This is a genomic window from Noviherbaspirillum sp. (genome assembly GCF_035254685.1).
Classification (GTDB): domain Bacteria; phylum Pseudomonadota; class Gammaproteobacteria; order Burkholderiales; family Burkholderiaceae_D; genus Noviherbaspirillum.
The window spans coordinates 12,952-37,594 of the sequence record NZ_DATFAI010000009.1; the positions used below are offsets into that span (position 1 = coordinate 12,952).

Sequence of the window (24,643 nt, forward strand, 5' to 3'; positions counted from 1 at the left end):
TACCCCTCTAACTCCGCAGCGCTCCCGGCGTCGTGCCGAATTCGCGCCGGACCAGTTTCCGCAGCGCCGTTCCATCCTGGTAGCCGACCCTGGCGGCGACGGCTTCAATCGACATCGAAGTCGTCTCGATCAGGTGGGAGGCGTGCAGCAGCCGCCGGCGTTGCAGAAACTTGACGGGTGACAAGCCCGTCGCCGCTTCGATACGCCGCGCCAGCGTCTTTGGCGACACCGCCAGCTCGGCGGCGAGGTCCGCAATGCTGATCGGCCCGGCAAGATGCGCATCGATCCAGCGCTCTGCGGCGACGACGGTCGGATCGACATGCTGCGCATGAGCGTGGATCATGTAGCGGGCTTGCGATGGCCGCTGGTCGATGATGAGGTAGCGTGAGCAAAGGTGGGCGATGGACGTGCCCATGCAGTCCGTCACGATGGCCAGCATCAGGTCGAGTTGCGCATAGGCCGACCCGGCAGTGAGAATCGGCCCGTCGCGCACGAGCATTTTCGTTTCGTCCAGCCGCACGTCAGGATGCCGCGCGCGGAACAGGTGGGCCAGCCACCACGTCATCGTCACGTTGCGACCGGAAAGCAGGCCGGTATCCGCCAGCAGGAATACCGACGAGCACGAAGCGCCAACCCGCACCGAACGCGGTGCCATGCGCAGCAACGCCATTGCCGCCATCGCGTCTTTCTTCTGCAGGCGCGAGCCGATCGCCTTGTCCGATACGAGACCAAGGCCGGGAATGACGATCCAGTCCGGCCAGCGGGTGAGCCCGGGTACCTCGGCGAACGTCAGGTCCGCGTTCAGGCGCAGGCCGCCGCCGGTGCGTATGGATTTCTTGTGACCGGCGACGAGCAGTTGCACACGACCGGGCTTGCGGGCGCCGGACAGGAAAGCCTGCCCTGCTCGTATGGTGTCGAGCGTGATGGCGAGGCTGGAATCCATCACACCTTCCAACGCAAGGACAAGGATGGTTTTCATTTGTCCATTTTGACATGAAAAATGTCAAAAATGTCTATTCCTTGATATCGCCGCCGCCGGCACACTGAAAGCTCATCACCCCGGCATGTTGCCGGTCAATTGACAAGAAGGAGAGCAGGATGTCGACACGCAAGCTGTATGAGGATGACCCGCTGGATGATTTCCTTGCGCGCGAGATCACCCTCGACGGCGTCACGAAGCGGGTGCATGTGGCCGGGTGCGGGCCGGCGGTAATTGTCATGACGGAGATGCCGGGCATCAGCCCTCATGTCGCACGCTTCTCCCGGTGGGTCCGGGATGCGGGTTTCACTGTGTACATGCCTTCACTGTTCGGCAGGGACGGTGCCGTGCCGATGGCAGAGGAGGGCGTGGCGACGTTCAAGCGGGTATGCGTCAGCGCGGAGTTCCGTGCATTTGCCGCCAACGAATCGAGCCCGGTCACGGCATGGCTGCGCGCCCTGGCGAGGCTGGCGCACTACGAGTGTGGCGGTCCTGGCGTGGGTGCGATCGGCATGTGCTTCACCGGCAATTTCGCGCTCACGATGATGCTGGAACCCGCCATGCTTGCGCCCGTACTGTCGCAGCCTTCGCTGCCGCTCAACGATCCTGCCGGCCTGGAGATCGCGCCGGACGAACTCGCTGCCGTGCGGCGCCGCCTGGAACAGGAAGACCTGACCGTGATGGCCTATCGCTTCGAAGGCGACCGCGTCTGCACGGCCCAGCGCTTCGCCGCCTATTCTCAGGCACTTGGTGAGCGCTTTATCGCGCGCGTGCTGCCTGACAGCGCAGCCAGCCGCGCGGTGCCGCCGTTCTTCGAGAAAGTGGTGGCATGCCCGCACAGCGTAGTGACCGCACACCTGATCGATGAAGCCGGTCAGCCGACGCTCGCTGCACGCGATGAAATCCTCGCGTTCTTCACACGTCGGCTCGCGACCGACTCCCGAGGATCGTTGCAAGAATAGAAGTTGCAACAGCGAGTGTGCTCGGAGCTTGGGTGTGCCGCACGGCCACAACACAACTCTCCACACCGTAGCTCTCTGATAGTCATGAAGCGCATCGCCTACATCGTGAATGCAGGCGTTGGTTTCCTCACGACAATCACATTTTTTCCACACAGCATGGCAGAAGTGAAAGATGCCATTGAGCATCTGCCATGCCGGTGTAGCGCACTAAACCAAAGTCCAATAGACCCCCGCAACACACGCCCTCTATCCTCCTCGCATCGACATTCACACGCAATCGCAACGCAAGCGTCGGATACGAACCGGGCCGCCGGCCCGCCAAAACAAGGAGACTGAAGATGGCTGTATTGAATCGGATGGACTGGTACGACATCGCCAGAACAACCAACTGGTCACCCACGTATGTCAAGGAGGACGAGCTCTTTCCGCCCGAGCTGAGCGGTGATTTCGGCATCCCCATCGAAAAGTGGGAAGCCTACGACGAGCCGTACAAGCAGACCTATCCGGAATATGTGAAGGTGCAGCGCGAGAAGGACGCCGGTGCGTATTCGGTCAAGGCTGCGCTCGAGCGCAGCGAGATTTTCGAGAAGTCGGACCCGGGCTGGCTTTCAGTGATGAAGGCGCACTACGGTGCGATTGCACGAGGCGAGTATGCAGCTGCCACGGCGGAGGCACGCATGATGCGTTTCTCCAAGGCGCCGGGCATGCGCAACATGGCCACGCTCGGTTGCATGGATGAAATCCGGCACGGTCAGATCCAGCTCTTCTTCCCGCACGAGCATGTGTCGAAGGACCGCCAGTTCGACTGGGCGTTCAAGGCATACGACACCAATGAGTGGGGCATGATCGCTTCGCGCCATTTCTTCGACGACATCATGATGACGCGCGATGCGATCAGCGTCGGCATCATGCTCACCTTCGCCTTCGAAACCGGCTTCACCAATATGCAGTTCCTCGGCCTGGCTGCGGATGCCGCCGAAGCCGGCGACCATACCTTTGCCAGCCTGATCTCGAGCGTGCAGACCGACGAGTCGCGCCACGCGCAGATCGGCGGACCGCTGCTGCAGATCCTGATCGAAAACGGCAAGAAGGCGGAAGCGCAACAGCGCGTGGACGTATCGTTCTGGCGTGCATGGAAACTGTTCTCGGTGCTGACCGGCCCGATGATGGATTACTACACGCCGCTCGAGCATCGCAAGCAATCGTTCAAGGAATTCATGCAGGAGTGGATCGTGACGCAATTCGAGCGCGCGATCTCCGACCTTGGCCTCGACAAGCCGTGGTACTGGGACAAGTTCCTGGCCGATCTCGATACGCAGCACCACGGCATGCACTTGGGCGTCTGGTACTGGCGTCCGACCGTGTGGTGGAATCCCGCCGCCGGCGTCACGCCCGACGAGCGCGATTGGTTGGAACAGAAGTATCCGGGCTGGAACGACACCTGGGGCCAGTGCTGGGACGTGATTATCGACAACCTCGTCGACGGCAACATGGCGCAGACCTATCCCGAGACGCTGCCGATGATCTGCAACATGAGCAACCTGCCGATCAACTACACACCCGGCAACGGCTGGGCCGTCAAGGACTATCCGCTCGAATACAAGGGCCGCCTGTATCACTTCAGTTCGGAAGTGGACCGCTGGTGCTTCGAGCAGGAGCCGGAGCGCTACGCCGGCCACATGAGCCTGGTGGACCGCTTCCTCGCGGGACAGATCCAGCCGATGGACCTGAACGGCGCGCTGGCCTACATGAACCTGGCTCCCGGTGAAATCGGCGACGACGCCCACGGCTACAAATGGGTTGAGCTCTACAAGCAGTTGCGCAAGAAAGCGGGCTGAGCTGTGCCACGTCATTCAGGCAAGTCTGCTGGCGCAAGAACGTCATTCCCGCGGGCGGCAATTCGCCTGCGCGGGGATGGCGCAAGAAACACATAGAAAACAGATCGAGGACAACATGGCTTTATTTCCCCTGACATCCAATTTCGAAGGCGACTTCGTTTTGCAGCTGCTTCCGGTCGACACGGAAAACACGATGGACGAAGTCTGCGCCGCCGCCGCCTACCACTCGGTCGGCCGGCGCGTGAAGGCAAGGCCCGGGCACATCCTGCGCGCCCGCAAGCAAGGAGCCAGCGAACCCCTGCCGCGCATGATGAGAGTGGCGGAGGCCGGCCTGAAGCCGACCGAGTGCATCGAGATCGTCTGGGAACCCGAAAAACGGTAATCGCTCGCCGGCGCAGGCCGGTCCGATTCAGCATAGGAAGCAAGCATCATGACATTCAAGAAAATCTGCACCCTCGACGACCTGTGGGAAGGCGAGATGGCATCGTTCGAAATCGACGGACAAGAGGTGCTCGTGGTTGCGCCCGAAGGCGGCGAAATCCGCGCTTTCCAGGGCATGTGCCCGCACCAGGACATTCCGCTGGTGGAAGGGAAGTTCGATGGCAAGACGGTCGTCTGCCGCGCGCATCTGTGGCAGTTCGATGCCTGCTCCGGCAAGGGCATCAATCCATCGGACTGCGCGCTGGCGCAGTACCCGGTGAAGATCGAAGGTGACCACATTCTTGTCGACACCGAAGGCGTGATGCCGCTGTTTGCACACACGTAAGCCGAGGCCCGAGGTCAATCAATAATTCCATGAGGAGACAGAAATGGGCACCAACGAAATTTCAACAGCGCATCTGAACAACCGGGTCGGTCCTGTGATGCGTGCCGGAGAGATGGCCGACGCCGTGGTCGAGGCCGCGCACGAAGACAATCCCGGCAAGGAAATCCGCGTCGACGACAAGCGCGCCTACGTGCGCATCGAGACCGACAACGAAATGATCCTGCGCCGCGAGACCCTGGAGCGCGCGCTCGGCCGGCCGTTCAAGATGCCCGACCTGGAAATCGGCTTGAGCTCGTTCGCAGGCCGCGTCGAAACGCAGCCGGACCTGATCCGCTTCTACCTGATCAAGCAGGTCTGAAGCAGCGAGCGCGAAACATAGTAAATCAAGGAGACTCAACCATGTCACAAGAACAAGTGCTCAAGCCGCTGAAAACCTGGAGCCATCTCGCGGCGCGTCGCCGCAAGCCGAGCGAATACGAGATCGTCTCGGTCAACCTGCACTTCAATGACCGCGATGCGAACGCGCCGTGGGAGCTCGACCCCGAGATGTTCATGAATCGCTGGTACAAGAAGAACAATCTCGGCAGCCCGCTCAAGCATCCCGACTGGAACGCCTTCCGTGATCCGGACGAAGTGGTGTATCGCACCTACACCATGATGCAGGACGGCCAGGAGAGTTATGTCTTCGGCCTGCTGGACCAGTTCAACGCGCGCGAGCACGACAAGACGCTGACACCCGGCTGGGCCGGCACGCTGGCGCGCCTGTACACACCGACGCGCTACCTGTTCCACACGGTGCAGATGGCGTCCGCTTACGTCGGCCAGGTCGCGCCGGCCAGCACCATCACCAGCTGCCATTACTTCCAGATGGCGGATGCCTTCCGCTGGCTCAGCCACACCGCGTATCGCACCAGGGAATTGTCGCTGACCATCGCCGACAAGGGCTTCGGCCGCGACGAGCGCACCTATTGGGAAACCGACCCCGCATGGCAGGGCTTCCGCGAGCTGATGGAAAAGGTCCTGGTGACCTGGGACTGGGCCGAGGCATTCGTCGCGCTGGACCTGGTCGCCAAGCCGGCGATCGAAGAAGCGGTCCTGCGCAAGCTCGGTGAGTCGGCGCGCCACAACGGCGACATGCTGCTGGGCCTGCTGACCGATGCGCAGCTGATCGACGTCGCGCGCCATCGCCGCTGGGCGACGGCGCTGGCGAAGATGGCCCTGGAACAGCCGGGCAACGCCGAGATCATGCGCGGCTGGATCGCGAAATGGGAGCCGCTGGCCGACAAGGCAATCGACGCCTATTGCGCCATGCTGCCCGACGTGCCCGACGCCGCAGCAGCAGTCAGGCAGGCGACGCGCGACTTCCGCCGCTCGCTCGGCCTGTAACTCCACCGCCGATGTCCGGACGGCCTTTCGGAAGCTGCGCTTCCGGGGGATCGTTGGGCCTGTTTGCAAGGAAGCATGCATGACACAGCATCAAATACGGATTGGAGAGGATGATCCTTTCCAGCAGGACGGCGAGGATACATTGCTGCAGGCAGCATTGCGCGCCGGCGTTGGCTTTCCCTACGAATGCAGCTCGGGTGGTTGCGGCAGCTGCAAGTTTGAATTGCTTGACGGCGAAGTCGAGAACCTGTGGAAGGAAGCGCCGGGCTTGAGCGAGCGTGACCGTCGCAAGAACCTGCAGCTGGCCTGCCAGTGCCGCGCCAGGGGGCCGTTGCGCATCAAGGTGCGTTCCTCGCCGGAGTGCCGGCCAAAGGTGCGGCCCGTACGGCGCAGCGCAAGGCTGGTCAGCGTGCGCGCGATCACGCATGACATCACCGAGTTCCGCTTCGTGACGCAGCGACCGGCCGAATTCGAGGCCGGACAGTACGCATTGCTGTATCTGCCGGGACTCGCCGCACCGCGCGCCTATTCGATGTCCAATATTGCGAATAGCGACGGCGAGTGGCATTTCCAGATCCGGCGCGTGCCCGGCGGGAAGGGCACCGACCGATTGTTCAACCATCTCCAGCCGGGTGACGATATTGTCATCGACGGCCCATACGGGCTGGCCGGACTGCGCACGCAGTCGGCGCGCGACGTCGTTTGCGTGGCGGGAGGATCAGGTCTTGCGCCGATGGTATCCATCGCGCGCGGGGCGACGCAAGCCGGCATGCTGCGCGAGCGTCAGCTGCATTTCTTTTACGGTGCGCGTACGCCGCATGATGTCTGCGGCGAGGAATTCCTGCGCGCATTGCCCGGCTTCGGCGAAAGCATTCACTTTCACCCCGTGGTGTCGCAACCCGAAGATGCCGCAACGCGATGGACCGGCGCAACCGGCTTCGTGCACGAGAGCGTCAGGCGCGTCCTCGCGGAGAGGCTTCCGGATTGCGAATTCTATTTCGCCGGGCCGCCGCCGATGACGCAGGCGCTGCAATCGATGCTGATGCTTGATTACCGGGTGCCTTTCGAACAGGTGCATTTCGACCGCTTCTTCTAGCAGATCATCCGGATACAGAGGATGGATCAAGAACCGTAGGATGGGTCGAGCGAAGCGAAACCCGTCAGCACACCGCTTGATGTCATGACGGCTTCCGCTTCGCTCAGCCTCGCCGGCCTCATTCATCCTGAAAAATGGCGCACAGAACGCACCTTGAGTGCACCTTATGACAATGCGCCGGGCGGACCCGCGCGGCCCCAACATTAAAAAAGAGAGAACGATGAGACAAATCCAAGCAAGACACCTTGCCGCAGCATGCATGCTGGCTGCACTCAGCGCCGGCGCGAGCGCCACCGATGTATTCCGGCTGGAAGGCTTCGGCCCGATTTCGCGCGCCATGGGCGGCACGGCGACTGCATACGATGTCGGTGCGTCCGGCATGATGAGCAACCCAGCGACGCTGTCATTGATGGCATCGGGGACGCAGTTGCACCTCGGACTCGATGTCGTGACCACGGACATCGATACGCGCAATCGCGCGACAGGAGAGACCGCTTCTTCCGATACGCATTCCAAAAACCGGGGGCCGTATGCAGCGCCCGAGATAGCTTACACACACCGCATCGGGCCGTGGACGCTCGGCGCCGGTGCGTTTGCGCAAGGCGGGCTGGGCACCGAATACGGAAAGGCCAGCTTCCTTTCCAGGACGACCTCCGGTGCCAATTCGCAGCTGGAGAATTCGAGCCGGCTGCTGGTGCTGAACATTCCCTTCGCAGCCAGCTACGCGGTCAACGACAGGTTGAGTGTTGGCGGCAGCCTGGATGCAATGTGGATGGGCTTGAATCTCGACATGTTGCTTGGTGCCGACCAGGTGGGCGCGCTGATCGGCGGTGGCCGCATCAATGGCAGCCTGCTGCCGGTTCTCGGCAGTCTTCCGGCGCTCGATGGCGCCCATTTCAGCGTGACGAAGAACCAGCCGATCGCGAGCGGCGTCGATGCCTGGGGTGTCGGTGCGAAGCTCGGCCTGACCTACAAACTCTCAACAGAAACGACCCTCGGCGCTTCATACTCCCTCAAGAGCAGGATATCCGACCTGGAAGGCAATGCCACGTTGACGGCAGTGGACCGCGTGGCGGGCAAGGTACCGCTGGCCGGCAAGCTCAGGATCCGTGATCTTCAAATGCCTGCGTCCCTGACGCTCGGCCTCAGCCAGCGCATCAATGATGCATGGATGGTGACGGCAGACCTGTCGCGCGTGTTCTGGAAAGACGTCATGAAGAACATCGACGTCGGATTCGAAGCGAATGGGGGCGGCAATTTGAATATCCTGCTGCCGCAGGAGTACAAGGACCAGACCATCCTGGCACTGGGAACGGCCTATCGTACCGGCAACTGGACGCTGCGCGGCGGCGCGCGCGTGGCGTCCCAGGCATTGCGGCCGGCGTTGCTGTTCGCAGTGATCCCTGCAACGCCGACGAAGCACCTGTCTGCCGGCTTCAGCTATGACTTCTCGCAGCAGGACAGCGTACATCTCGCCTATTCCCACGCGTTCGAGCAGTCGATGAGCAACGCGAGCCTGCCCAATACGTCGGCTCCGATCGATGTCCATCACTCCCAGGACAACCTCACCGTCGCGTACACCCGCCGTTTCTGAGCGAACGGCGCTGCAAGAAATGTGTCAAAGGAAAGCCGTATAATCAATCCAGCCCCAACAGGGCGCCGTCGTTCGACAGCGCTCTGTTGCCACATTGATTACGGCGCCTTACCGTTCAAGCCTGCGGGAGTCCCAGCGTGCCGATAGCAAGTCACCAATTGTTCAAAGAGTCATCGACGTTCGACGTTCGCGATGTGACGATGCATGCGGACGACGATCTCTGCATGCACCGCGACAAGCTCGCCCGCATCGTGCTGGACGAGATGTACCAGTTCGTCGGGCTGCTTGATGCCAAAGGCACAACGCTGGAGATCAATCGCGCCGCACTGGAAGGGGCCGGCATCCGGATCGAGGACATTCGCGGCAAGCCGTTCTGGGACGCGCACTGGTGGGCGACGTCCAAGGAAACGCGGGAGATGCAGCGTGATATGGTCCTGCGCGCATCGGCCGGAGAATTCGTGCGCTGCGATGTCGAAATCTACGGCCAGGCTGCCGGCGAAGAAACGATCATCGTCGATTATTCGCTGCGTCCCATCAAGGATAAAAACGGCAAGGTCGTCTTCCTCCTTCCCGAAGGCCGCAACATTACCGAGAAGAAGCGCGTCGAGGCGGAAATCGCGCGAAAGAACGAGGAATTGCAGCGGCTGCTCGAACAGATCCGCCATCTCAACCAGGTGAAGAGTGATTTCTTTGCCAATGTCAGCCACGAGTTGCGCACGCCGCTGACGCTGATCCTCGGTCCGCTGACGTCCATACTCTCCTCCGCGGACAATCTCACCGAACTGCAGCAGCGCGATCTCGCTGTCATCCAGCGCAATGCCTCGACGCTGGCCAAGCACGTGAATGATCTTCTCGATCTGGCGAAGCTGGACGCTGCCAAGGCAACGCTCGGTTACGCGCGCATCGATCTCGCACAGGCTGTGCGCCAAGTGGCGGCGCACTTCGATGCGCTGGCGCCGCAGCGCTCGCTCTCCTACGTCGTCAGTACGCCCGAGGCGCTGCAGGCGGATGTCGACCCGGAGAAATTCGATCGCGTCCTGCTCAATCTGCTCTCCAACGCGTTCAAATTCACGCCGGACGGCGGGCGGATCCGGTGTTCGCTTGCGTTTGCCGGAACCCAACGCCTGCTGCTCAGCGTCCAGGACAGTGGACCCGGCATCAAGCCGGAAATGCGGTCCACGATCTTCGAACGTTTTCGCCAGGGAGAGGGCGGCACGACGCGCGCATTTGGCGGTACCGGACTGGGCCTGGCGATTGCGAAAGAGTTTGTCGAGTTGCATGGTGGAACCATCACCGTCTCCGAGGCGCCTGGTGGCGGCGCGCTGTTCCAGGTCGAGATGCCCCTGGCCGCGCCGGAGGGCGCCTATGTCCGCCGCATCGAAACGCCGGCGCCGGCCATGCATGTAGGTGGCGATATCGACGCTGCGGTCAATGAGTTGCAAGGCATCGAACCCGATGTGAAGGAGCGTATCGTGCCGGTGGACCGGCCGCTGGTTCTCGTCGCCGAAGACAACGCGGAAATGCGGCGCTTCATCGCCGATGTGCTCGGCAGCGATTACCGTGTCGTGCCGGTGGCGGATGGTTCCGAAGCGCTGGCAAGGGCGCTGGCCGAGCCGCCGGACCTGGTCGTGATGGACCTGATGATGCCGAAGCTCGGCGGCGATCGCCTGGTGGATGCGATGCGTCTTCATCCAACGCTGGCCAATGTGCCGGTGCTCGTCCTCTCCGCGATGGCCAACGAGGAACTCAGGCTCAAGCTGCTTTCCGAGCTGGTGCAGGACTATGTGACCAAGCCGTTTTCCGCGCATGAACTGCGGATCCGCGTAAGCAACCTCGTGATCGTGAAGCGTGCGCGCGAGGCCTTGCAGAAGGAACTTGCTACGCAGAACGAGGACCTCGCGCAATTGACCGAGCAGTTCATCGCGAGCCGGCAGGAGCTGCAGGCCAGCCACGAGGCATTGCAGGAATCGGAAAGCCGCTGGCGCGCCGTGTATGAAAATTCTGCAGTGGGCATCGTTCTGACCGATGTCGACGGCATCATCATCGAAGCCAATCCGGCATGCCAGCGCATGCTCGGCTATGCAGGCGCCGAGATGCGCGGCCTCTCGCTCATGGAGATCACCAGCGAGAGCGATCGCGAGGCGACGCGCTTCCACATTGACCAACTGGTCTCCGGCAGCGTGCCCGAATATCGCCAGCAGAAGAGCTACGAGCGCAAGGACGGCAGCTTTGTATGGGCCAATGCGAGCGTGTCGCTCATCCCTGGCAGCGAGAACATGGCGCCCATGCTGGTCGGTATCGTCGAGGACATCACCGAACGCAAGTGCGCGGAAGCGGCGCTGGCGCAGACGCAGGTCGAGCTCGCGCGCGTCGCGCGCGTGACCACGATGGGAGAGCTTGCAGCCTCCATTGCGCATGAGGTGAACCAGCCGCTGGCCGCCATCGTCACCAACGGCCATGCCTCCTTGCGCTGGCTGGCTGCCCAGCCGCCGAACGTCAAGGAGGCGAATGACGCGCTCCAGCATGTCATTCGCGACGCGAATCGGGCAGGCGACGTCATCGCGCGCATCCGCGGCTTTATCAAGCGCTATGAACCGCAACGCGCCGAGGCGCAGATGGCCGACATCATCGCGGATGTCGTCAGCCTGGTCCAGAACGAGGCCAGCAGTCTCGACATTGAGCTGGTGACGGAGACATCGCCGCATCTTCCCACGGTCGCGATCGACCGCGTGCAGGTGCAACAGGTGATATTGAACCTTCTGATGAATGCGATCGAAGCGATGATGCAGGTCAGGGACCGGCCGCGCACGCTCGAAGTGCGGGCCGGGCAGCATGGCCCGGATGCGATTGTCGTCTCCGTCAGCGATGCCGGCCCCGGACTGGATCCGCAATACCAGGGCACGATCTTCGATGCCTTCTACACGACCAAGCCCACCGGAATGGGCATGGGCCTGACCATCAGCCGCTCGATCATCGAGTCACATGGCGGCCGCTTATGGGTGACGCCGAATGAAGGCCCGGGCGCCACTTTCCGGTTCACCTTGCCGGTGATCAAGCGAGAGCAGCAATGACGCGGCGGCCCGGGCCTGTCGTGTTCGTCGTGGACGACGATCTCTCGTTGCGCGAAGCATTGAGCAGCCTGATCCGTTCAGTTGGCGTTCATGTCGAAACCTTCGCTTCGGCGCAGGAATTCCTGCAGGCCGCGCGCCCGGACGCGCCGTCCTGCCTGGTGCTGGATGTGCGCATGCCGGGCCTGAGCGGCCTCGACTTGCAGCGCGAGCTGGCAAGGGCAGGCGATCCTATCCCCATCATCTTCATCACCGGCCACGGCGATATCGCCATGGGCGTGGGCGCCATGAAAGCGGGCGCGGTCGAATTCCTGCCGAAGCCGTTCCGCGACCAGGACCTGCTCGATGCCATCGCGCAGGCCCACGAGCGCGACGCTGCGGCGCGGCACCGGCGCGCGGAGCTGGCAGCGATCCGGCGCCGCTACGATACGCTCACGATACGCGAGCGCGAGGTGATCGTCCTTGCGGTGAGAGGTCTGCTCAACAAGCAGATCGCCGCCGAGTTGGGCATCTCGGAGCCGACCATCAAGGTCCATCGCCATCACATCATGCAAAAGATGGAAGCGGAATCCCTGCCGGCGCTGGTGCGCATGGTTGAAAAGCTGCACACGGTTTTCGCTGGAAATGGCGTCGGTGATAACCAGCGGAAAGCAACCGAGGTGGCGGAACGCAAGCAGCGGTAAGCAGGGCGTTCACGCACAGAACTGTTCCGCTCTCCGCACTCCCGATGCCATGCCGAATACAGGCATGAGCTTCCACAGAAACCCTGCAGATCCGGGTTGGCGATGCCCTGCCGCCGCTCTATAGTACATGTCCTCGACGCGAGCGCACGCGCATGCCTTGCATTGCTCATGATGCATTGCTTATGACGAACGGCATGCACTCCTTCCCTTGACTTGAGTGAGGGAGATCCAGCCGATTCGTCGTCGCCCGGCCATCGCTGCCGCAAGGAGAGCAATCATGTTCACCGCACGCAAAACCCTGTCGGTCGTCAGCGCGCCTCCCCGGAGAATCAGCCTGTATTACCGCCATCGCTTGCCTGTCCGACTGATGCACTGGATTAACGTGCTGTGCCTTGTCGTACTCTTCATGAGCGGCCTGTCGATATTCAATGCCCATCCCGCGCTTTACCTCGGAGATTCTTCGTACAGCAGGCGTCCCGCTGTACTGGAGATCACGACGGTGAATGCAATACCGGTCAACCCCGCTTCACAGCAGGAGCGCGGGATATTACGCATCGGCACGCATCAATTTGATGCCACCGGGATACTTGGCATTTCCAAGGGGCCGAATGGCACCTTGAACCGGCACGCCTTCCCGTCGTGGATCACCATTCCCGGCTACTACTCGCTTGCGTACGCGCGACAATGGCATTTCTTCTTTGCATGGCTGTTCGTCATCAATGGCCTGGCATTTCTGATCTACGCGGTGCTGAGCGGCCATCTCGTGCGCGACCTGGCTCCGGACAGCACCGAGCTGAGAGGCATCGGCACATCGGTGAAGGATCATCTCCTGTTCCGCCATCCGCAGGGCGAGGCCGCAAAACGTTACAACGTCCTGCAGAAACTGGCTTATCTGCTGGTCATCCTCGTATTGCTGCCGCTGATTGCGCTGATGGGCATGGCGATGTCGCCGATGCTCGACAGCGTGATCACCGGCTGGGTCGACTGGGTTGGCGGACGTCAGTCGGCGCGTACGATTCACTTCATCATCGCCTGGCTGCTGGTCGCATTCGTGCTGATCCATGTGTTCGAAGTGATCGTCAGCGGATTGTGGAATCATCTGCGGTCCATGGTCACCGGGTACTACGATATCGGTCCGGAAGCTGCAAAGGAAGCGCACCATGAAAACGGCTAAAGCACAACGGCGCCTGTTCCTGCGTGGCGCACTGGGAGCGCTGGGCACAGTCGTCATCAGCGGCTGCGACAGGCTGAGCGAAGCCGGGTGGTTCCAGCACGTGCTCTCCACCGGAGAGGGACTGAGCCGGGTTGCGCACAGGGCGCTGGTCCCGCCCCATGCCATGGCCCAGGAGTTCGGCGAAGCCGACCTTTCACCGCACTTTCGCAGCAATGGCACGAGCAATCCGGAAGATGCGCAATACCAGACCCTCGCAGCAAACGGTTTCAAGGACTGGAAGCTGACGGTGGACGGCCTCGTCGAACATCCCTTGCAACTGTCGCTGGCAGACCTGCGCGCCATGCCCAAGCGCACACAGATCACACGGCACGACTGCGTGGAAGGCTGGAGCGCTATCGGCAAGTGGACCGGCGTGCCGCTGGGGCGCGTGCTGGAGATGGCGCGCCCACGTCCCAATGTGCGGTACGCGGTCTTCCACTGCGCCGATCCGATGGATGGCCCCGGCTCCGCAGCCTATTACGAAAGCATCGACATGGAGGATGCTTTCCATCCGCAGACGATACTTGCGTACGCGCTGAACGACCAGGCACTGCCGGTGGCGAACGGCGCGCCCCTGCGCCTTCGCGTGGAACGCCAGCTCGGCTACAAGCATGCGAAATACCTCAATCGCATCGAACTGGTCGTGAGCCTGGATGGCATCCGCGGCGGGAAGGGCGGTTACTGGGAAGACGGCTACGGCTACCAGTGGTACGCGGGGATCTGACGCTGGCCCGTCCTGCTTGAACCCGCGCGTCCGCTGCGCGCTTCGTCACGGCTCCTGCACCAAGTCCATCAAGTCCATCACACAAGCGCGCTGCTGATCGTGCAGCGTTTTCCCTGCAAGCGCGAATTAACTGTAACCAACCATTGGTTACGAGATATGCGGGCATCGCCGGCGGCCTTGATCAGATCCATACCGATTCCCCTAAATTTGCAGATATCACGTATGTGATATGTCATCCTCAGTATGAAAAATCTCATGGATTCCATGAAGTCACGCTGCTAAAGTGAATCACACAAAAGAAAGAGAAAAACACTTTTTCAACGGAGACAACGCATGCACAACACCGTGCATCAAGGTGAGCAGGATGCGGCATTGACGCAGACACTGGCGCATCGCGCTCTCGCCATTCGATTTGAAAAGCTGCCGACAGAAATCCATGCGCTCGCCACACAGTGCATCCTCGACTGGATCGCCGTGGCACTCGCGGGTTCGCAGGAACCGCTTGTCAGGATCCTTCTCACTGACCTGTGCGAGCAAGGCGGGCACCCGCAAGGAACCATCGTTGGCCACGCCGAGCGTCTTCCTGTTCTTGCCGCAGCACTCGTCAATGGCGCCGCATCCCACGCGCTCGATTACGACGATGTGAACCTGAGCATGACGGGCCATCCCACCGTCGCGGTGCTGCCTGGCGTGCTCGCCCTGGCCGAACAGCGCAATGCATCCGGCCGGGACCTGATCGCTGCCTTCGTTGCCGGCTATGAAGCGGCGTGCGACATCGGCGCGCGCATGGGCGCGAGCCATTATGCGCGCGGCTTTCATGCAACCGCAACGATCGGCAGTTTTGGATCGGCCGCCGCATGTGCACATCTTCTCAGGCTTGATCCGGATCAAACGGCGCATGCGCTCGGCATCGCCGGCACGCAGGCTGCCGGGCTGAAATCCATGTTCGGAACCATGTGCAAACCTCTCCATGCCGGCAAGGCCGCCTACAACGGCCTGATCGCCGCGCGACTCGCCGCGCGCGGCTTCGACAGCCGCAAGGACGTGCTCGAAACAGTGCAGGGTTTCGCAGCAACGCAAAGCGACGGGCTCAAGCCGCTCGCGCCGAACAGGCCGGCGACGGGCTTCTATTTGCGCGAGAACCTGTTCAAGTACCACGCGGCCTGCTACCTCACCCATGCAGGCATCGAGTGCGGCCGCGCGCTGCGCGAGCAGCATGGCATTGACAGTGCCGACATCAGGCATGTCGCGTTGCGTGTCGATCAGGGCTGCGACAAGGTATGCAATATCGTCGAACCGCGCACCGGCCTCGAAGCGAAATTCAGCTTGCGCCAGACGGCAGCCTTCGCGCTTGCGGGCGTCGATACTGCGCGGCTCGATACCTACGACGAAGCGCGCATGTCCGAATCGAAGGTCGCTGCGCTGCGCAACAAGGTCAGCGTGGAACTGTTGCCGGACAGGCCGCACACGCTGGCAGAGATGGAAGTGGAGCTCGTCGACGGCCGTCGCTTCTCCACATCTTTCGACACGGGCATCCCCGCCTCATCCGTGGAAGAGCAGGGGCGCCGTATCGACGCAAAGTTTCTCAGTCTCGCCAGCCCGGTTCTTGGACAGGCGCGGGCAGAAGAAATCCGGGAAATGGTGCATCGCCTGGACAGGCTTTCCTCAGTGGCCGAGCTGACTCGGCTCCTTGTCCCATCTTTCAAGTGACAAATCCCATGCAAACCTCTGAGCACGATTTCGCACGCCGCGCAACGCTAAGGGTCCGCGGCAACAAATTCGAAGATTTCACCCCGGGCCGCAAGTTCGATCACCACTGGGGAAGGACCATCACGCAGAGCGAGAACACGCTGTTCTCGACGCTGACCCTGCACTTCAATCCGCACTACTACAACGTCGAGTATGCGCGGGCGCATGACCACCCTGATACGCCGGTCAATCCGATGTTGGTGTTCAACACCGTGTTCGGGCTGTCGGTGGAGGACCTGAGCGAAGGCGGCGGTCCTTTCCTCGGCATCGAGGAGTTGACGTTCCACCAGCCGGTCTATCCCGGCGACACGCTCACCGCGCGCAGCACCGTGGTCGATCGCAGGGAATCAACCTCGCACGCCAACATGGGCATCGTCACCTGGCATACCGAAGGATTCAACAAGAACGGCGAACGCGTCATCGATTTCCGGCGCAGCAACCTGGTCAGAATGAGGGAGCAAAAAGCATGAGTTACATGACAGAAGAACGGCGCATGATCCAGGAGGCAGCACGCGAATTCGCGATGCGCGAAGTGCTGCCGATCGCGAACAAGCTCGACCCCGTGCAGGGCGATATCCCGCGCGAGCTGATCGGCAAGCTGGCCGAGATGGGCTATTTCGGCATCACCATTCCGGAAGAATATGGCGGTCTCGGCCTCGGCTGTTTCGAATACTGCCTGATCACCGAAGAGCTGGCCCGCGCATGGATGAGCGTGGCCAGCCTCATCGCCCGCGGCAATTCGCTCATCGGCCGCAAGGGCATGAGCGAAGAGCAGAAGAAGCGCTACATGACGCGCATGGCGCGCGGCGAGTTCCTTGGTGCCTTTGCCTTGTCGGAGCCGAACACCGGCTCGGATGTGGCCAGCCTGAGCTGCCGCGCGAAGCGCGACGGCGATTCCTGGGTCATCACGGGCAACAAGTACTGGTGCACTTTCGCCGACGGCGCGGACTACATCATGGTGATGGCGCGTACCGATCCGAACATCGATCCGAAAAGGCGCCATCTCGGCATCAGCGCATTCATGGTCGAGAAGCCGCGCGGCGAACTGCCGAAGAACGTGCAGGGCAGCCCGATTCCGAAGATCGGCTACTTCGGCTGGAAGACATGGGAACTCGCTTTCGATAACTGCCGCGTGCCGGCGGATGCGCTGATCGGTGAAGAAGGCAAGGCGTTCTACATGGTCACCAGCGGCCTGGAGAAGGCGCGTGCCCATACCGCGGCGCGTTCGATTGGTCTTGCACGCGGCGGCCTTGAAGATGCGCTGGTCTATGCGCAGGAACGCCAGCAGTTCAGTAAGCCGATCGCGCAGTTCCAGGCGATCCGTTTCAAGCTCGCGCAGATGGCGACCGAGATCGAAGCCGCGCGCCAGCTCATGTACTACGTGTGCGACCAGATCGACCAGGACAAGCGCTGCGACAAGGAAGCGTCGATGGTCAAGCTGTTTGCCAGCGAGATGTCCGAACGCGTCACCAGCGAAGCGTTGCAGATCCATGGCGGTGCAGGCTACACCAAGCTGTACGCAGTCGAGCGCTACTGGCGCGATGCGCGGCTGACCAAGATCTTCGAAGGCACTTCCGAGATCCAGATGAAGATCATTTCCGACAATTTGCTTGGGGGTAAGTACCAATGAATGCCGAGATCCAGAAGCTGACCAGCAGCGACAGCTATTTCGAAGATTTCAAGCCCGGCATGATGATCCGCCATGCGCGCGGAAAGACGGTGGAAGCGCTGGAGAACGTGCTGATCACCAACCTCGTGATGAACACGGCGGAAGGCCATTTCAACGAGCATCGCATGGCCGAGTCGCCGTTCAAGCACCGCATCACCTTCGGCGGTGTGACGGCGTCGCTCATCATCGGCATCGCCAGCCAGGACACGGCGGAAAACGCATTGGCGGAACTCGGCCTCGACAAGATCCGCTTCAAGACGCCGGTGCTGCATGGCGATACCTTGTATGCATTCACCGAAGTGCTGGCGACGAAAGACAGCACGCGGCCCGACGCCGGAGAGGTGCTGTTCCGCCACTGGGGCATCAACCAGAATGACAAGATCGTGTTCGAGGGAGAGCGGCGCGTGCAGGTGAAGCGTCGCAGCCACTGGGTCAAGCAATGACGACGCAAGACATGCGCACCGAAACCACCGGCGCGCTGGACGGGCTGAAGGTGCTCGACTTCACGCAGATGCTGGCCGGGCCGTTCTGCACCCAGCTGCTGGCGGATCAGGGCGCCGAGATCATCAAGATCGAGCCCATGTCCGGCGATACGACGCGCAAGGTCGGGCCGTTCCATCCGGACGACAAGCTGCGCGCATTTGGCGGCTATTTCCAGAGCGCCAACCGCAACAAGCTGAGCCTCGTGCTCGACCTGAAGAAGGCGCAAGCGCGCGAGATCGTGCTGAAGCTTGCCGAGCAGGCCGATGTCGTGGTGGAGAACTATCGTCCGGGTGTGATGGACCGCTTCGGCCTTTCCTATGAAGTGCTGCGGGAAAAGAATCCAAAGCTGGTCTATGCATCGATCCGCGGCTTCGGTGACCCGCGCACCGGCGACAGCCCGTATATCGACTGGCCGGCCTTCGATGTGGTGTCGCAGGCCATGGGCGGACTGATGGGCATCACCGGCCCGGATGCGAATACGCCGATCAAGGTCGGTCCCGGCCTGGGCGATCTCGTCCCAGCGGTACTGGCGGCATACGGCATCATGTCCGCGGTGTTCCGCGCCCAGCGCAGCGGGCGCGGCCAGTTCATGAACGTGGCGATGGTGGATGGCGTGCTCGCGCTGTGCGAGCGCGCGGTCTATCAATACAGCTACCAGGGCAAGGTGCCGCATCCCGAAGGCAACCAGCACCCGCTGCTGTGCCCCTTCGGCATGTTCCCGGCACGCGATGGCTGGATCACGCTGGCCTGCCAGAGCGAGGACTTCTGGCACCAGCTCTGCACCCTCATGGAACGTGAAGACATGCTCGCCGATCCGCGCTTTGCGGACAACCAGTCCCGCGTGAAGCACCGCGAGGCTGTCTGCGACGCAGTGAGTGCGTACACCATCCGATACACCAAGCGCGAGCTGACCGAGCGCCTGGGCGGACATGTGCCGTTCGGCCCCGTGTACGACATCGCCGACATCCATGCAGACCCGCACTTTCAGGGCAGCGGCATGCTGGCGGAAGTCGAGCAGCCCGGCATGGACAGGACACTCACGATCGCCGGCGTGCCGATCCGCATGACGGAAACACCGGGCAAGATCCGGCACCGCGCTCCCCTGCTGGGCGAGCACACCGACACGATCCTGCTCAAGGCGGGGTACAGCGAAGCAGAAATTGCACGATGGCGCGCCGCAGGCGCACTGGCTTGATTGAACTTCATTCTCACAAGGAAAAGGAATCGGCATGGAAAACTATCAACGACCCAAGCGCTTGCGTCGCGTCCAGCTTGCGGTGCCGGGCAGCAGTGAAAAGATGATGGCAAAGGCGGCCGCGAGCGGCGCGGATCATGTCTTCCTCGACCTGGAAGATGCCGTCGCGCCCAACGCCAAGGTTGGTGCGCGCTCCAGCATCGTCACGGCCTTGCGCACGCTCGACTGGGGCAAGAAGACGCGCTGCGTGCGCATCAACGACCTGAGTACGCAATGGGCGTATGAAGACATCATTCACATCGTGGAAGAGGCGGGCGAATTCGTCGACACCATCATGGTGCCGAAGGTAATGTCGGCCTGCGACGTGCGCTTCGTCGCCACGCTGCTGCGGCAGATCGAGAAGAAGACCGGGATGAAGCGCCAGATCGGCATCGAAGCGCTGATCGAGGAAGTCGAGGCCATGCAGGAGATCGATAACATCGCGCGCGCCGATCCTCGCCTGGAATGCATCATCTTCGGCGCCGGCGACTACTCCGCGTCGCAGGGCATCGATATCCGGTCGATTGGTGGCGACAACGGCTATCCCGGCGACATTTGGCATTTCGCGCGATTCAAGCTGGTGGTGGCAGCACGCTCGGCTGGCATCGATCCGGTGGATGGGCCGTTCGCGAACTTCAAGAACCCCGATGCGTATCGCGAAGAGTGTCGCCGCGCGATGATCCTCGGCTGCGTGGGCAAATGGGCTATCCATCCGGCGCAGATCGATGTTGCCATCGATGCCTTTTCGCCGAAGCCGGAAGAGGTCGAGCGCGCGCGCAAGCTGGAGGCGGCATATGCGAAGGCCGAAGCCGAAGGCATGGGCTCGGTCAACATTGACGGCATCATGGTCGACGCGGCTTCGGTGCGCATCGTGCGCAACATCATCAAGAAGGCGGATCTGATCGGAATGTAAGCAGGGTAGCGCAACGGTCCGGACGCGCCACGGGCGCGCCCGGCCGACATGGCAAGAACATGATCGTATTCACAAGAACATGGAACGTGCATCCAGGCCGGAGACAAACATGACAGCAGAGAATCAAGGCGCCCCGGAATTCGTCGGCAGGACAGCGCTCGTGACCGGATCCGGGCGCAATATCGGCCGTGCCGCGGCACTGGCTTTCGCCCGGCTGGGCGCGAAGGTAGTGGTCAATGGCCATCGCGACAAGGATGCCGTTGACACCGTCGTCGAGGAAATACGCAAGTCAGGCGGGCAGGCCATCGGTGTCATGGCCGATGTCTCGTCGCACGATGACGTTGTTTCCATGGTGGACAGGACGGTCAACGCGTTTGGTTCGATCGACATCGTCGTGTCGAACGTCGGCATTCGCCGCATGCAGCCCTTCCTGGACATCAGCGTGGATGACTGGAATACGGTGCTGGGATCGAACCTTTCCCCGGCCTTCTACCTCGCGCGCAATGCCATCCCGCACATGCAGAAGCGCAAATGGGGCCGGATCATTCTGATTTCCGGGTTCGATGGTTTCTGGGGCCAGATTACGCAGCGTGCACACAACGTCACCTGCAAGGCTGGCCTGCATGGACTGGCGAAGGCCATCGCGCGCGAATTCGGGCCGGATGGCATCACCGCCAATACCGTCGTGCCGGGGGCGATCGATACTGTCCGCGACTGGTCGCAGTACACGCATCAGCCGGACAAGAGCGAGATCGAAAAGCAGATTCCCGTCAGGCGTTTCGGCGATCCGGCCGAAGTGGCAGCGGCCTGCACTTATCTCGCCTCGTCAGGCGGCGGATTCGTGTCGGGCCAGGCGATCCACGTCAACGGCGGCCATTACATGTATTAGTGGTTTGTTTTGCAATTGATTGAACACAAAAGCGCGTCTTTTCGCATCATGCGGCGTTGCCAATCCTCGCGATAGTCCCACTATCGCTGCGGTTGGCGCCTGGCCTGATGCAAAAATCCATCGCTTTTGTTAGTCCAACCAATTGCAAAACAAACCACCAGGGCGCTCCGGAGCAAGTGCCGGCACAAGGCATTCCGCAGTGATTCAGCTGAAATGCAACGATAACCCAGACAGGAGACGAGCAATGAAGATGGACGCCTCGGTGATGGAGCCGTCAGCGCAGTCCGCTGCGCGGCCGCTTGTGCCGGAAAAGAAGAACGAGTTCATTCTGTGGCGGGCGATCGACTGGGTTACCGACGTTGCCGGCATCATCAGCGGATGGGCGGTTTTTTTCGTCGGGCTGTTTGTGCTGTATGAAGTGTTCATGCGGTCTGCATTCAAGGCGCCCACCATCTGGGTGACGGATGTCAGTACCTACATCCTTGCCTGGTTCTGCTTCATGACGGCGGCATACGGCCTGAAGTCGGGCAGCCATATCGAGGTGGACGTTTGTACACATTCACTCGCGCCACGTGCCAAGACAATCCTGCACCTGGCGGGCAATGCGATGGTCCTGCTGTATGTGACGATCTTCGCCTGGTTCGGATGGCAGATGGTGTGGGAGTCCTGGGAACGGAAGCAGGCAACACCCAACTTGCTGCATTTCCCGGTATGGATCGTCCAGCTCGGACTGGGCATCGGCACTACCATCCTGGTCCTGCAGGCCATCCGCGTCGCGGCAAAGACGATCGATAGGGTCCGGAGCATGCCGTCCGAACGTGGTCAGTTCCTGCCGCTGATCGTACTGCTGGCCAGCCTGGCGGTGTCCTTGTATGTCCTCAACGAAGTGTCTGAAATCTGGGGCGTCATCCTCCTGCTGGTCGTCCTGCTGTTCGGGGGCGTGCCGGTTTTCGCCGCGCTGGGGCTGGTCGGCGCGGCAGGTTTTTTCTTTGTCTTCGGCGGCTTCGATTCGCTGAGCCAGGTCGCCTTCATGGGGTACAAGAGCTCCGGCGATTTCACCCTCGTCGCGCTGCCGCTGTTTGTCTTGTCGGGATATCTTCTGGCTTCGGGCGGCATCGGTGAAGAGGTGTTCGAGGTCGTGTCGAAGTTCATCGGTCACTTGCCGGGCGGGCTCGTCATTACGTCCATCGTGGCCTGTGCGATCTTCGCGGCCATTTCCGGCTCGAGTGTCGCCACCGTCGCCACCATCGGTTCGATCGCTTTGCCCGCCATGCTGAAGAATGGCTACGACATGAAGCTGGCATTGGGCTCGCTGGCCGCCGGCGGCACGCTCGGCATCCTGATTCCGCCGAGCGGACCGATGATCATCTATTCCAGCATCACCGACGAATCGGTCGGCGCGCTGTTCATGGGCGGTGTCGTTCCCGGCCTGTTGCTGACGGTGATCCTTGCCGCATACTGCGCCTATGCCCACATCAAGTCGGGCACCGGCGGCGCGAAGATGCCGAAGGCTTCCTGGGACGAGCGGCGCAAAGCACTAAGGAAGGGCGTGTGGGGACTGTTCGCGCCGGTGCTTGTGCTCGGCGGCATTTACTCGGGCATCTTCACCGCCACGGAATCGGCGGCCGCCGTGCTGGTCTATGCCTTGTTCGTGAACGTGGTCACCGGCCGCTTTTCCTGGCGCAGCATGAACAGGGCGATGGTGGACGGTACCAAGAGCAGCTCCATGATCATGGCGATCATCATCGGTGCCGCATCGATGGGCGCGATCTTCACCCAGCTGCAGATGCCGCAGCTCGCAACGGCCTTCGTCGTTGACAACCAGCTGCCGCCGTGGCTCGTGATTGCATCGCTGATGGTCATCCTCGGCGTGCTCGGCATGATGCTGGAAGTCGTCTCGGTCCTGCTGATCACGACGCCGATTCTTTATCCACTGGTCACCGGCATGGGTTTCAGCGGCCTATGGTTCGGCATTTTCCTGACGGTCAACATGGAACTGGCGCTGATCACACCGCCGGTCGGCATGAACCTGTTCGTGCTGCGCCAGATGTCGGGAACGCAGATGCGCACGGTCATTACCTCGGCGGTGCCGTTCATCGTGCTGATCACCCTGTTTGCCATTCTCGTGGCAGTTTATCCGCCCTTGTCCACATGGTTGCCGGGCAATATGGGGTACAAATGAACATCCTTGCACCATCCATCGTGGACAAGGATGCACACACTGCAGAGGGCACGACGGTCTTGCCGTGCGCGTTATAAACCACTTCAGCCTGGAAGGAGACTTGACATGAAAACCAATACACATCGCCGGACGCAGCTCAAGATGATGGCCGCAGCCGTCGGCCTTTGCCTCGGCATTCCGTCGATCGCCGCACATGCCGCGGACGGCAAGCGCATCATGATCCGTTTTGCCGGCACGCTGCCGGTTGCGCACCATATCACCAAGGCGCAGGAATATTTCAAGAAACTGGTGGAGGAGCGCAGCAAGGGCCGGATCACCGTGCAGGTGTATCCCGCCGGCCAACTCTACAAGGATGTGGACCTGGTCGACGTGATTCCGAAGGGTTCGCTGGAAATGGCCATTGCCAATCTTGGCCAGTGGAGCGGGCTCGTGCCGCAGATGGCGATTTTCGATTTGACTGGCAACTGGCACGACCGTGACCACTTCTATCGGGCGCAGGACGACGGCAAGATTCGCGACGTGATTGCGAAGGCGATGGCAAAGAAGGACGTCCATCTGCTCAATACCATCGACTATGGCGAGGGCACCTACATCACGAACAAGCCGCTCAAGACGATGGAGGACTTCAAGGGCATGCGGATCCGCGCCAGCACCGAGTACAACACTATCCAGGTGCAAACCCTGGGGGGCGCCAGCAGCCTGATCAGCTCGGCCGAAGTCTACCAGGGCCTGAGCCTGGGAACGATCGACGGCGCCATCACCGGGCCGAGCAGCTTCATTTCGCGTAAACTCTATGAAGTCGCGAAGTACGACATGAACAGCTCGCAGGGCTATGGCAACTTCGGCACTGTGGTTAGCCTGAAGTGGTGGAACACCCTGCCGCAGGACGTCAAGGATCTGCTCACCGCCGCCGGCAAGGAAACCGAAGCATGGTGCCGCAAGGCCGCACAGACGGCGGACGCGCAGGCATGGGAAAAGCTGGCGGCAGTTCCGGGCAACGTGGTGTACAAGGTCGAACCGGCTGAGCTGGACCGCTGGAGAAAGGTCATGATGCCGCCGCAGGTCAAGCTGTTCAAGGAACGTGCCGGGCAAGATGCCGATGTCCTGCTTGAGCGCGTGGAAGCCACGCGCAACCCGTGATATGAGCTGCAGGCAGCCCGCAAAACGGCTGCTGGTTCCCGCCGGCATGATTTGCGCGGGAAATCATCGTTGGGC

Annotated in this window: 22 protein-coding genes; 21 read left to right on the plus strand and 1 reads right to left on the minus strand. The window is 61.5% G+C overall.

All coding sequences use genetic code 11. The features are described 5' to 3' along the window. Positions 1 to 7: 7 nt before the first annotated feature. Positions 8 to 979, minus strand: coding sequence for a GlxA family transcriptional regulator (locus VJ698_RS01675; protein ID WP_324100917.1), 972 nt, complete (start codon positions 977 to 979; stop codon positions 8 to 10). A gap of 119 nt (positions 980 to 1,098) precedes the next feature. On the opposite strand from VJ698_RS01675, the gene VJ698_RS01680 reads away from it, so the two are divergent. From VJ698_RS01680 to VJ698_RS01780, 21 genes are all read left to right on the plus strand, one after another. Further along, positions 1,099 to 1,941, plus strand: coding sequence for a dienelactone hydrolase family protein (locus VJ698_RS01680; RefSeq protein WP_324100918.1), 843 nt, complete (start codon positions 1,099 to 1,101; stop codon positions 1,939 to 1,941). 338 nt (positions 1,942 to 2,279) lie between these two features. Further along, positions 2,280 to 3,779 carry an aromatic/alkene/methane monooxygenase hydroxylase/oxygenase subunit alpha gene (locus VJ698_RS01685; protein ID WP_324100919.1) on the plus strand — a complete coding sequence of 500 codons (1,500 nt, stop codon included), beginning with the start codon at positions 2,280 to 2,282 and terminating at the stop codon, positions 3,777 to 3,779. Between the two features lie 115 nt (positions 3,780 to 3,894). After that, entirely contained in the window at positions 3,895 to 4,161 is a 267-nt protein-coding gene (locus VJ698_RS01690) for a toluene-4-monooxygenase system B family protein (protein WP_324100920.1), read from the plus strand. Positions 4,162 to 4,209: 48 nt separating this feature from the next. Further along, positions 4,210 to 4,545: a Rieske 2Fe-2S domain-containing protein gene (locus tag VJ698_RS01695; RefSeq protein ID WP_324100921.1), complete on the plus strand. Its 336-nt coding sequence runs from the start codon at positions 4,210 to 4,212 to the stop codon at positions 4,543 to 4,545. A 43-nt stretch (positions 4,546 to 4,588) separates the two neighbouring features. After that, positions 4,589 to 4,903 carry an MmoB/DmpM family protein gene (locus VJ698_RS01700; protein ID WP_324100922.1) on the plus strand — a complete coding sequence of 105 codons (315 nt, stop codon included), beginning with the start codon at positions 4,589 to 4,591 and terminating at the stop codon, positions 4,901 to 4,903. 41 nt (positions 4,904 to 4,944) lie between these two features. Beyond that, positions 4,945 to 5,931: an aromatic/alkene monooxygenase hydroxylase subunit beta gene (locus VJ698_RS01705; RefSeq protein ID WP_324100923.1), complete on the plus strand. Its 987-nt coding sequence runs from the start codon at positions 4,945 to 4,947 to the stop codon at positions 5,929 to 5,931. 79 nt (positions 5,932 to 6,010) lie between these two features. Next, positions 6,011 to 7,027: a 2Fe-2S iron-sulfur cluster-binding protein gene (locus VJ698_RS01710; protein ID WP_324100924.1), complete on the plus strand. Its 1,017-nt coding sequence runs from the start codon at positions 6,011 to 6,013 to the stop codon at positions 7,025 to 7,027. A gap of 220 nt (positions 7,028 to 7,247) precedes the next feature. Further along, positions 7,248 to 8,621, plus strand: coding sequence for an OmpP1/FadL family transporter (locus tag VJ698_RS01715; protein WP_324100925.1), 1,374 nt, complete (start codon positions 7,248 to 7,250; stop codon positions 8,619 to 8,621). 137 nt (positions 8,622 to 8,758) lie between these two features. Further along, positions 8,759 to 11,692 carry an ATP-binding protein gene (locus tag VJ698_RS01720; protein WP_324100927.1) on the plus strand — a complete coding sequence of 978 codons (2,934 nt, stop codon included), beginning with the start codon at positions 8,759 to 8,761 and terminating at the stop codon, positions 11,690 to 11,692. After that, positions 11,689 to 12,372: a response regulator transcription factor gene (locus tag VJ698_RS01725; RefSeq protein ID WP_324100929.1), complete on the plus strand. Its 684-nt coding sequence runs from the start codon at positions 11,689 to 11,691 to the stop codon at positions 12,370 to 12,372. The genes VJ698_RS01720 and VJ698_RS01725 overlap by 4 nt, the downstream gene beginning before the upstream one ends. A 277-nt stretch (positions 12,373 to 12,649) precedes the next feature. Further along, positions 12,650 to 13,546 (plus strand): cytochrome b/b6 domain-containing protein, encoded by an 897-nt coding sequence (locus tag VJ698_RS01730; protein WP_324100930.1) that lies wholly within the window; start codon positions 12,650 to 12,652, stop codon positions 13,544 to 13,546. Further along, on the plus strand, positions 13,533 to 14,309 hold the full coding sequence (locus VJ698_RS01735) for a molybdopterin-binding protein (RefSeq protein WP_324100931.1): 777 nt from the start codon (positions 13,533 to 13,535) through the stop codon (positions 14,307 to 14,309). Before VJ698_RS01730 ends, VJ698_RS01735 begins: the two co-directional genes overlap by 14 nt. 333 nt (positions 14,310 to 14,642) lie before the next feature. Next, positions 14,643 to 16,019: an MmgE/PrpD family protein gene (locus tag VJ698_RS01740; RefSeq protein WP_324100932.1), complete on the plus strand. Its 1,377-nt coding sequence runs from the start codon at positions 14,643 to 14,645 to the stop codon at positions 16,017 to 16,019. Between the two features lie 8 nt (positions 16,020 to 16,027). After that, the gene (locus VJ698_RS01745) at positions 16,028 to 16,528 is read left to right on the plus strand and encodes a MaoC family dehydratase (RefSeq protein WP_324100933.1); all 501 of its coding nucleotides are present in this window, start codon (positions 16,028 to 16,030) and stop codon (positions 16,526 to 16,528) included. Further along, the gene (locus VJ698_RS01750; protein WP_324100934.1) at positions 16,525 to 17,688 is read left to right on the plus strand and encodes an acyl-CoA dehydrogenase family protein; all 1,164 of its coding nucleotides are present in this window, start codon (positions 16,525 to 16,527) and stop codon (positions 17,686 to 17,688) included. Before VJ698_RS01745 ends, VJ698_RS01750 begins: the two co-directional genes overlap by 4 nt. Further along, positions 17,685 to 18,170 carry a MaoC family dehydratase gene (locus VJ698_RS01755; protein WP_324100935.1) on the plus strand — a complete coding sequence of 162 codons (486 nt, stop codon included), beginning with the start codon at positions 17,685 to 17,687 and terminating at the stop codon, positions 18,168 to 18,170. The genes VJ698_RS01750 and VJ698_RS01755 overlap by 4 nt, the downstream gene beginning before the upstream one ends. Next, positions 18,167 to 19,405 carry a CoA transferase gene (locus VJ698_RS01760; RefSeq protein ID WP_324100936.1) on the plus strand — a complete coding sequence of 413 codons (1,239 nt, stop codon included), beginning with the start codon at positions 18,167 to 18,169 and terminating at the stop codon, positions 19,403 to 19,405. The genes VJ698_RS01755 and VJ698_RS01760 overlap by 4 nt, the downstream gene beginning before the upstream one ends. A 34-nt stretch (positions 19,406 to 19,439) precedes the next feature. Beyond that, positions 19,440 to 20,357: a CoA ester lyase gene (locus VJ698_RS01765; RefSeq protein ID WP_324100937.1), complete on the plus strand. Its 918-nt coding sequence runs from the start codon at positions 19,440 to 19,442 to the stop codon at positions 20,355 to 20,357. Positions 20,358 to 20,466: 109 nt separating this feature from the next. Further along, a complete protein-coding gene (gene fabG, locus VJ698_RS01770) occupies positions 20,467 to 21,246 on the plus strand; it encodes a 3-oxoacyl-ACP reductase FabG (RefSeq protein ID WP_324100938.1) in 780 nt (259 codons plus the stop codon). A gap of 244 nt (positions 21,247 to 21,490) precedes the next feature. Then, positions 21,491 to 23,428, plus strand: coding sequence for a TRAP transporter large permease subunit (locus VJ698_RS01775; RefSeq protein ID WP_324100939.1), 1,938 nt, complete (start codon positions 21,491 to 21,493; stop codon positions 23,426 to 23,428). A gap of 105 nt (positions 23,429 to 23,533) precedes the next feature. Beyond that, positions 23,534 to 24,568, plus strand: coding sequence for a TRAP transporter substrate-binding protein DctP (locus VJ698_RS01780; RefSeq protein ID WP_324100940.1), 1,035 nt, complete (start codon positions 23,534 to 23,536; stop codon positions 24,566 to 24,568). The last annotated feature ends 75 nt before the right edge of the window (positions 24,569 to 24,643 follow it).

What these genes read in the sequence shown, in the direction of transcription:
- VJ698_RS01705 (WP_324100923.1), top strand. Translation starts at nt 4,945, where the DNA reads ATGTCACAAGAACAAGTGCTCAAGCCGCTGAAAACCTGGAGCCATCTC.
- VJ698_RS01740 (WP_324100932.1), top strand. Translation starts at nt 14,643, where the DNA reads ATGCACAACACCGTGCATCAAGGTGAGCAGGATGCGGCATTGACGCAG.
- VJ698_RS01775 (WP_324100939.1), top strand. Translation starts at nt 21,491, where the DNA reads ATGAAGATGGACGCCTCGGTGATGGAGCCGTCAGCGCAGTCCGCTGCG.
- VJ698_RS01755 (WP_324100935.1), top strand. Translation starts at nt 17,685, where the DNA reads ATGAATGCCGAGATCCAGAAGCTGACCAGCAGCGACAGCTATTTCGAA.
- VJ698_RS01685 (WP_324100919.1), top strand. Translation starts at nt 2,280, where the DNA reads ATGGCTGTATTGAATCGGATGGACTGGTACGACATCGCCAGAACAACC.
- VJ698_RS01780 (WP_324100940.1), top strand. Translation starts at nt 23,534, where the DNA reads ATGAAAACCAATACACATCGCCGGACGCAGCTCAAGATGATGGCCGCA.
- VJ698_RS01735 (WP_324100931.1), top strand. Translation starts at nt 13,533, where the DNA reads ATGAAAACGGCTAAAGCACAACGGCGCCTGTTCCTGCGTGGCGCACTG.
- VJ698_RS01760 (WP_324100936.1), top strand. Translation starts at nt 18,167, where the DNA reads ATGACGACGCAAGACATGCGCACCGAAACCACCGGCGCGCTGGACGGG.
- VJ698_RS01730 (WP_324100930.1), top strand. Translation starts at nt 12,650, where the DNA reads ATGTTCACCGCACGCAAAACCCTGTCGGTCGTCAGCGCGCCTCCCCGG.
- VJ698_RS01695 (WP_324100921.1), top strand. Translation starts at nt 4,210, where the DNA reads ATGACATTCAAGAAAATCTGCACCCTCGACGACCTGTGGGAAGGCGAG.
- VJ698_RS01750 (WP_324100934.1), top strand. Translation starts at nt 16,525, where the DNA reads ATGAGTTACATGACAGAAGAACGGCGCATGATCCAGGAGGCAGCACGC.
- VJ698_RS01675 (WP_324100917.1), bottom strand. Translation starts at nt 979, where the DNA reads ATGAAAACCATCCTTGTCCTTGCGTTGGAAGGTGTGATGGATTCCAGC.
- VJ698_RS01715 (WP_324100925.1), top strand. Translation starts at nt 7,248, where the DNA reads ATGAGACAAATCCAAGCAAGACACCTTGCCGCAGCATGCATGCTGGCT.
- fabG (WP_324100938.1), top strand. Translation starts at nt 20,467, where the DNA reads ATGACAGCAGAGAATCAAGGCGCCCCGGAATTCGTCGGCAGGACAGCG.
- VJ698_RS01710 (WP_324100924.1), top strand. Translation starts at nt 6,011, where the DNA reads ATGACACAGCATCAAATACGGATTGGAGAGGATGATCCTTTCCAGCAG.
- VJ698_RS01700 (WP_324100922.1), top strand. Translation starts at nt 4,589, where the DNA reads ATGGGCACCAACGAAATTTCAACAGCGCATCTGAACAACCGGGTCGGT.
- VJ698_RS01690 (WP_324100920.1), top strand. Translation starts at nt 3,895, where the DNA reads ATGGCTTTATTTCCCCTGACATCCAATTTCGAAGGCGACTTCGTTTTG.
- VJ698_RS01680 (WP_324100918.1), top strand. Translation starts at nt 1,099, where the DNA reads ATGTCGACACGCAAGCTGTATGAGGATGACCCGCTGGATGATTTCCTT.
- VJ698_RS01765 (WP_324100937.1), top strand. Translation starts at nt 19,440, where the DNA reads ATGGAAAACTATCAACGACCCAAGCGCTTGCGTCGCGTCCAGCTTGCG.
- VJ698_RS01725 (WP_324100929.1), top strand. Translation starts at nt 11,689, where the DNA reads ATGACGCGGCGGCCCGGGCCTGTCGTGTTCGTCGTGGACGACGATCTC.
- VJ698_RS01745 (WP_324100933.1), top strand. Translation starts at nt 16,028, where the DNA reads ATGCAAACCTCTGAGCACGATTTCGCACGCCGCGCAACGCTAAGGGTC.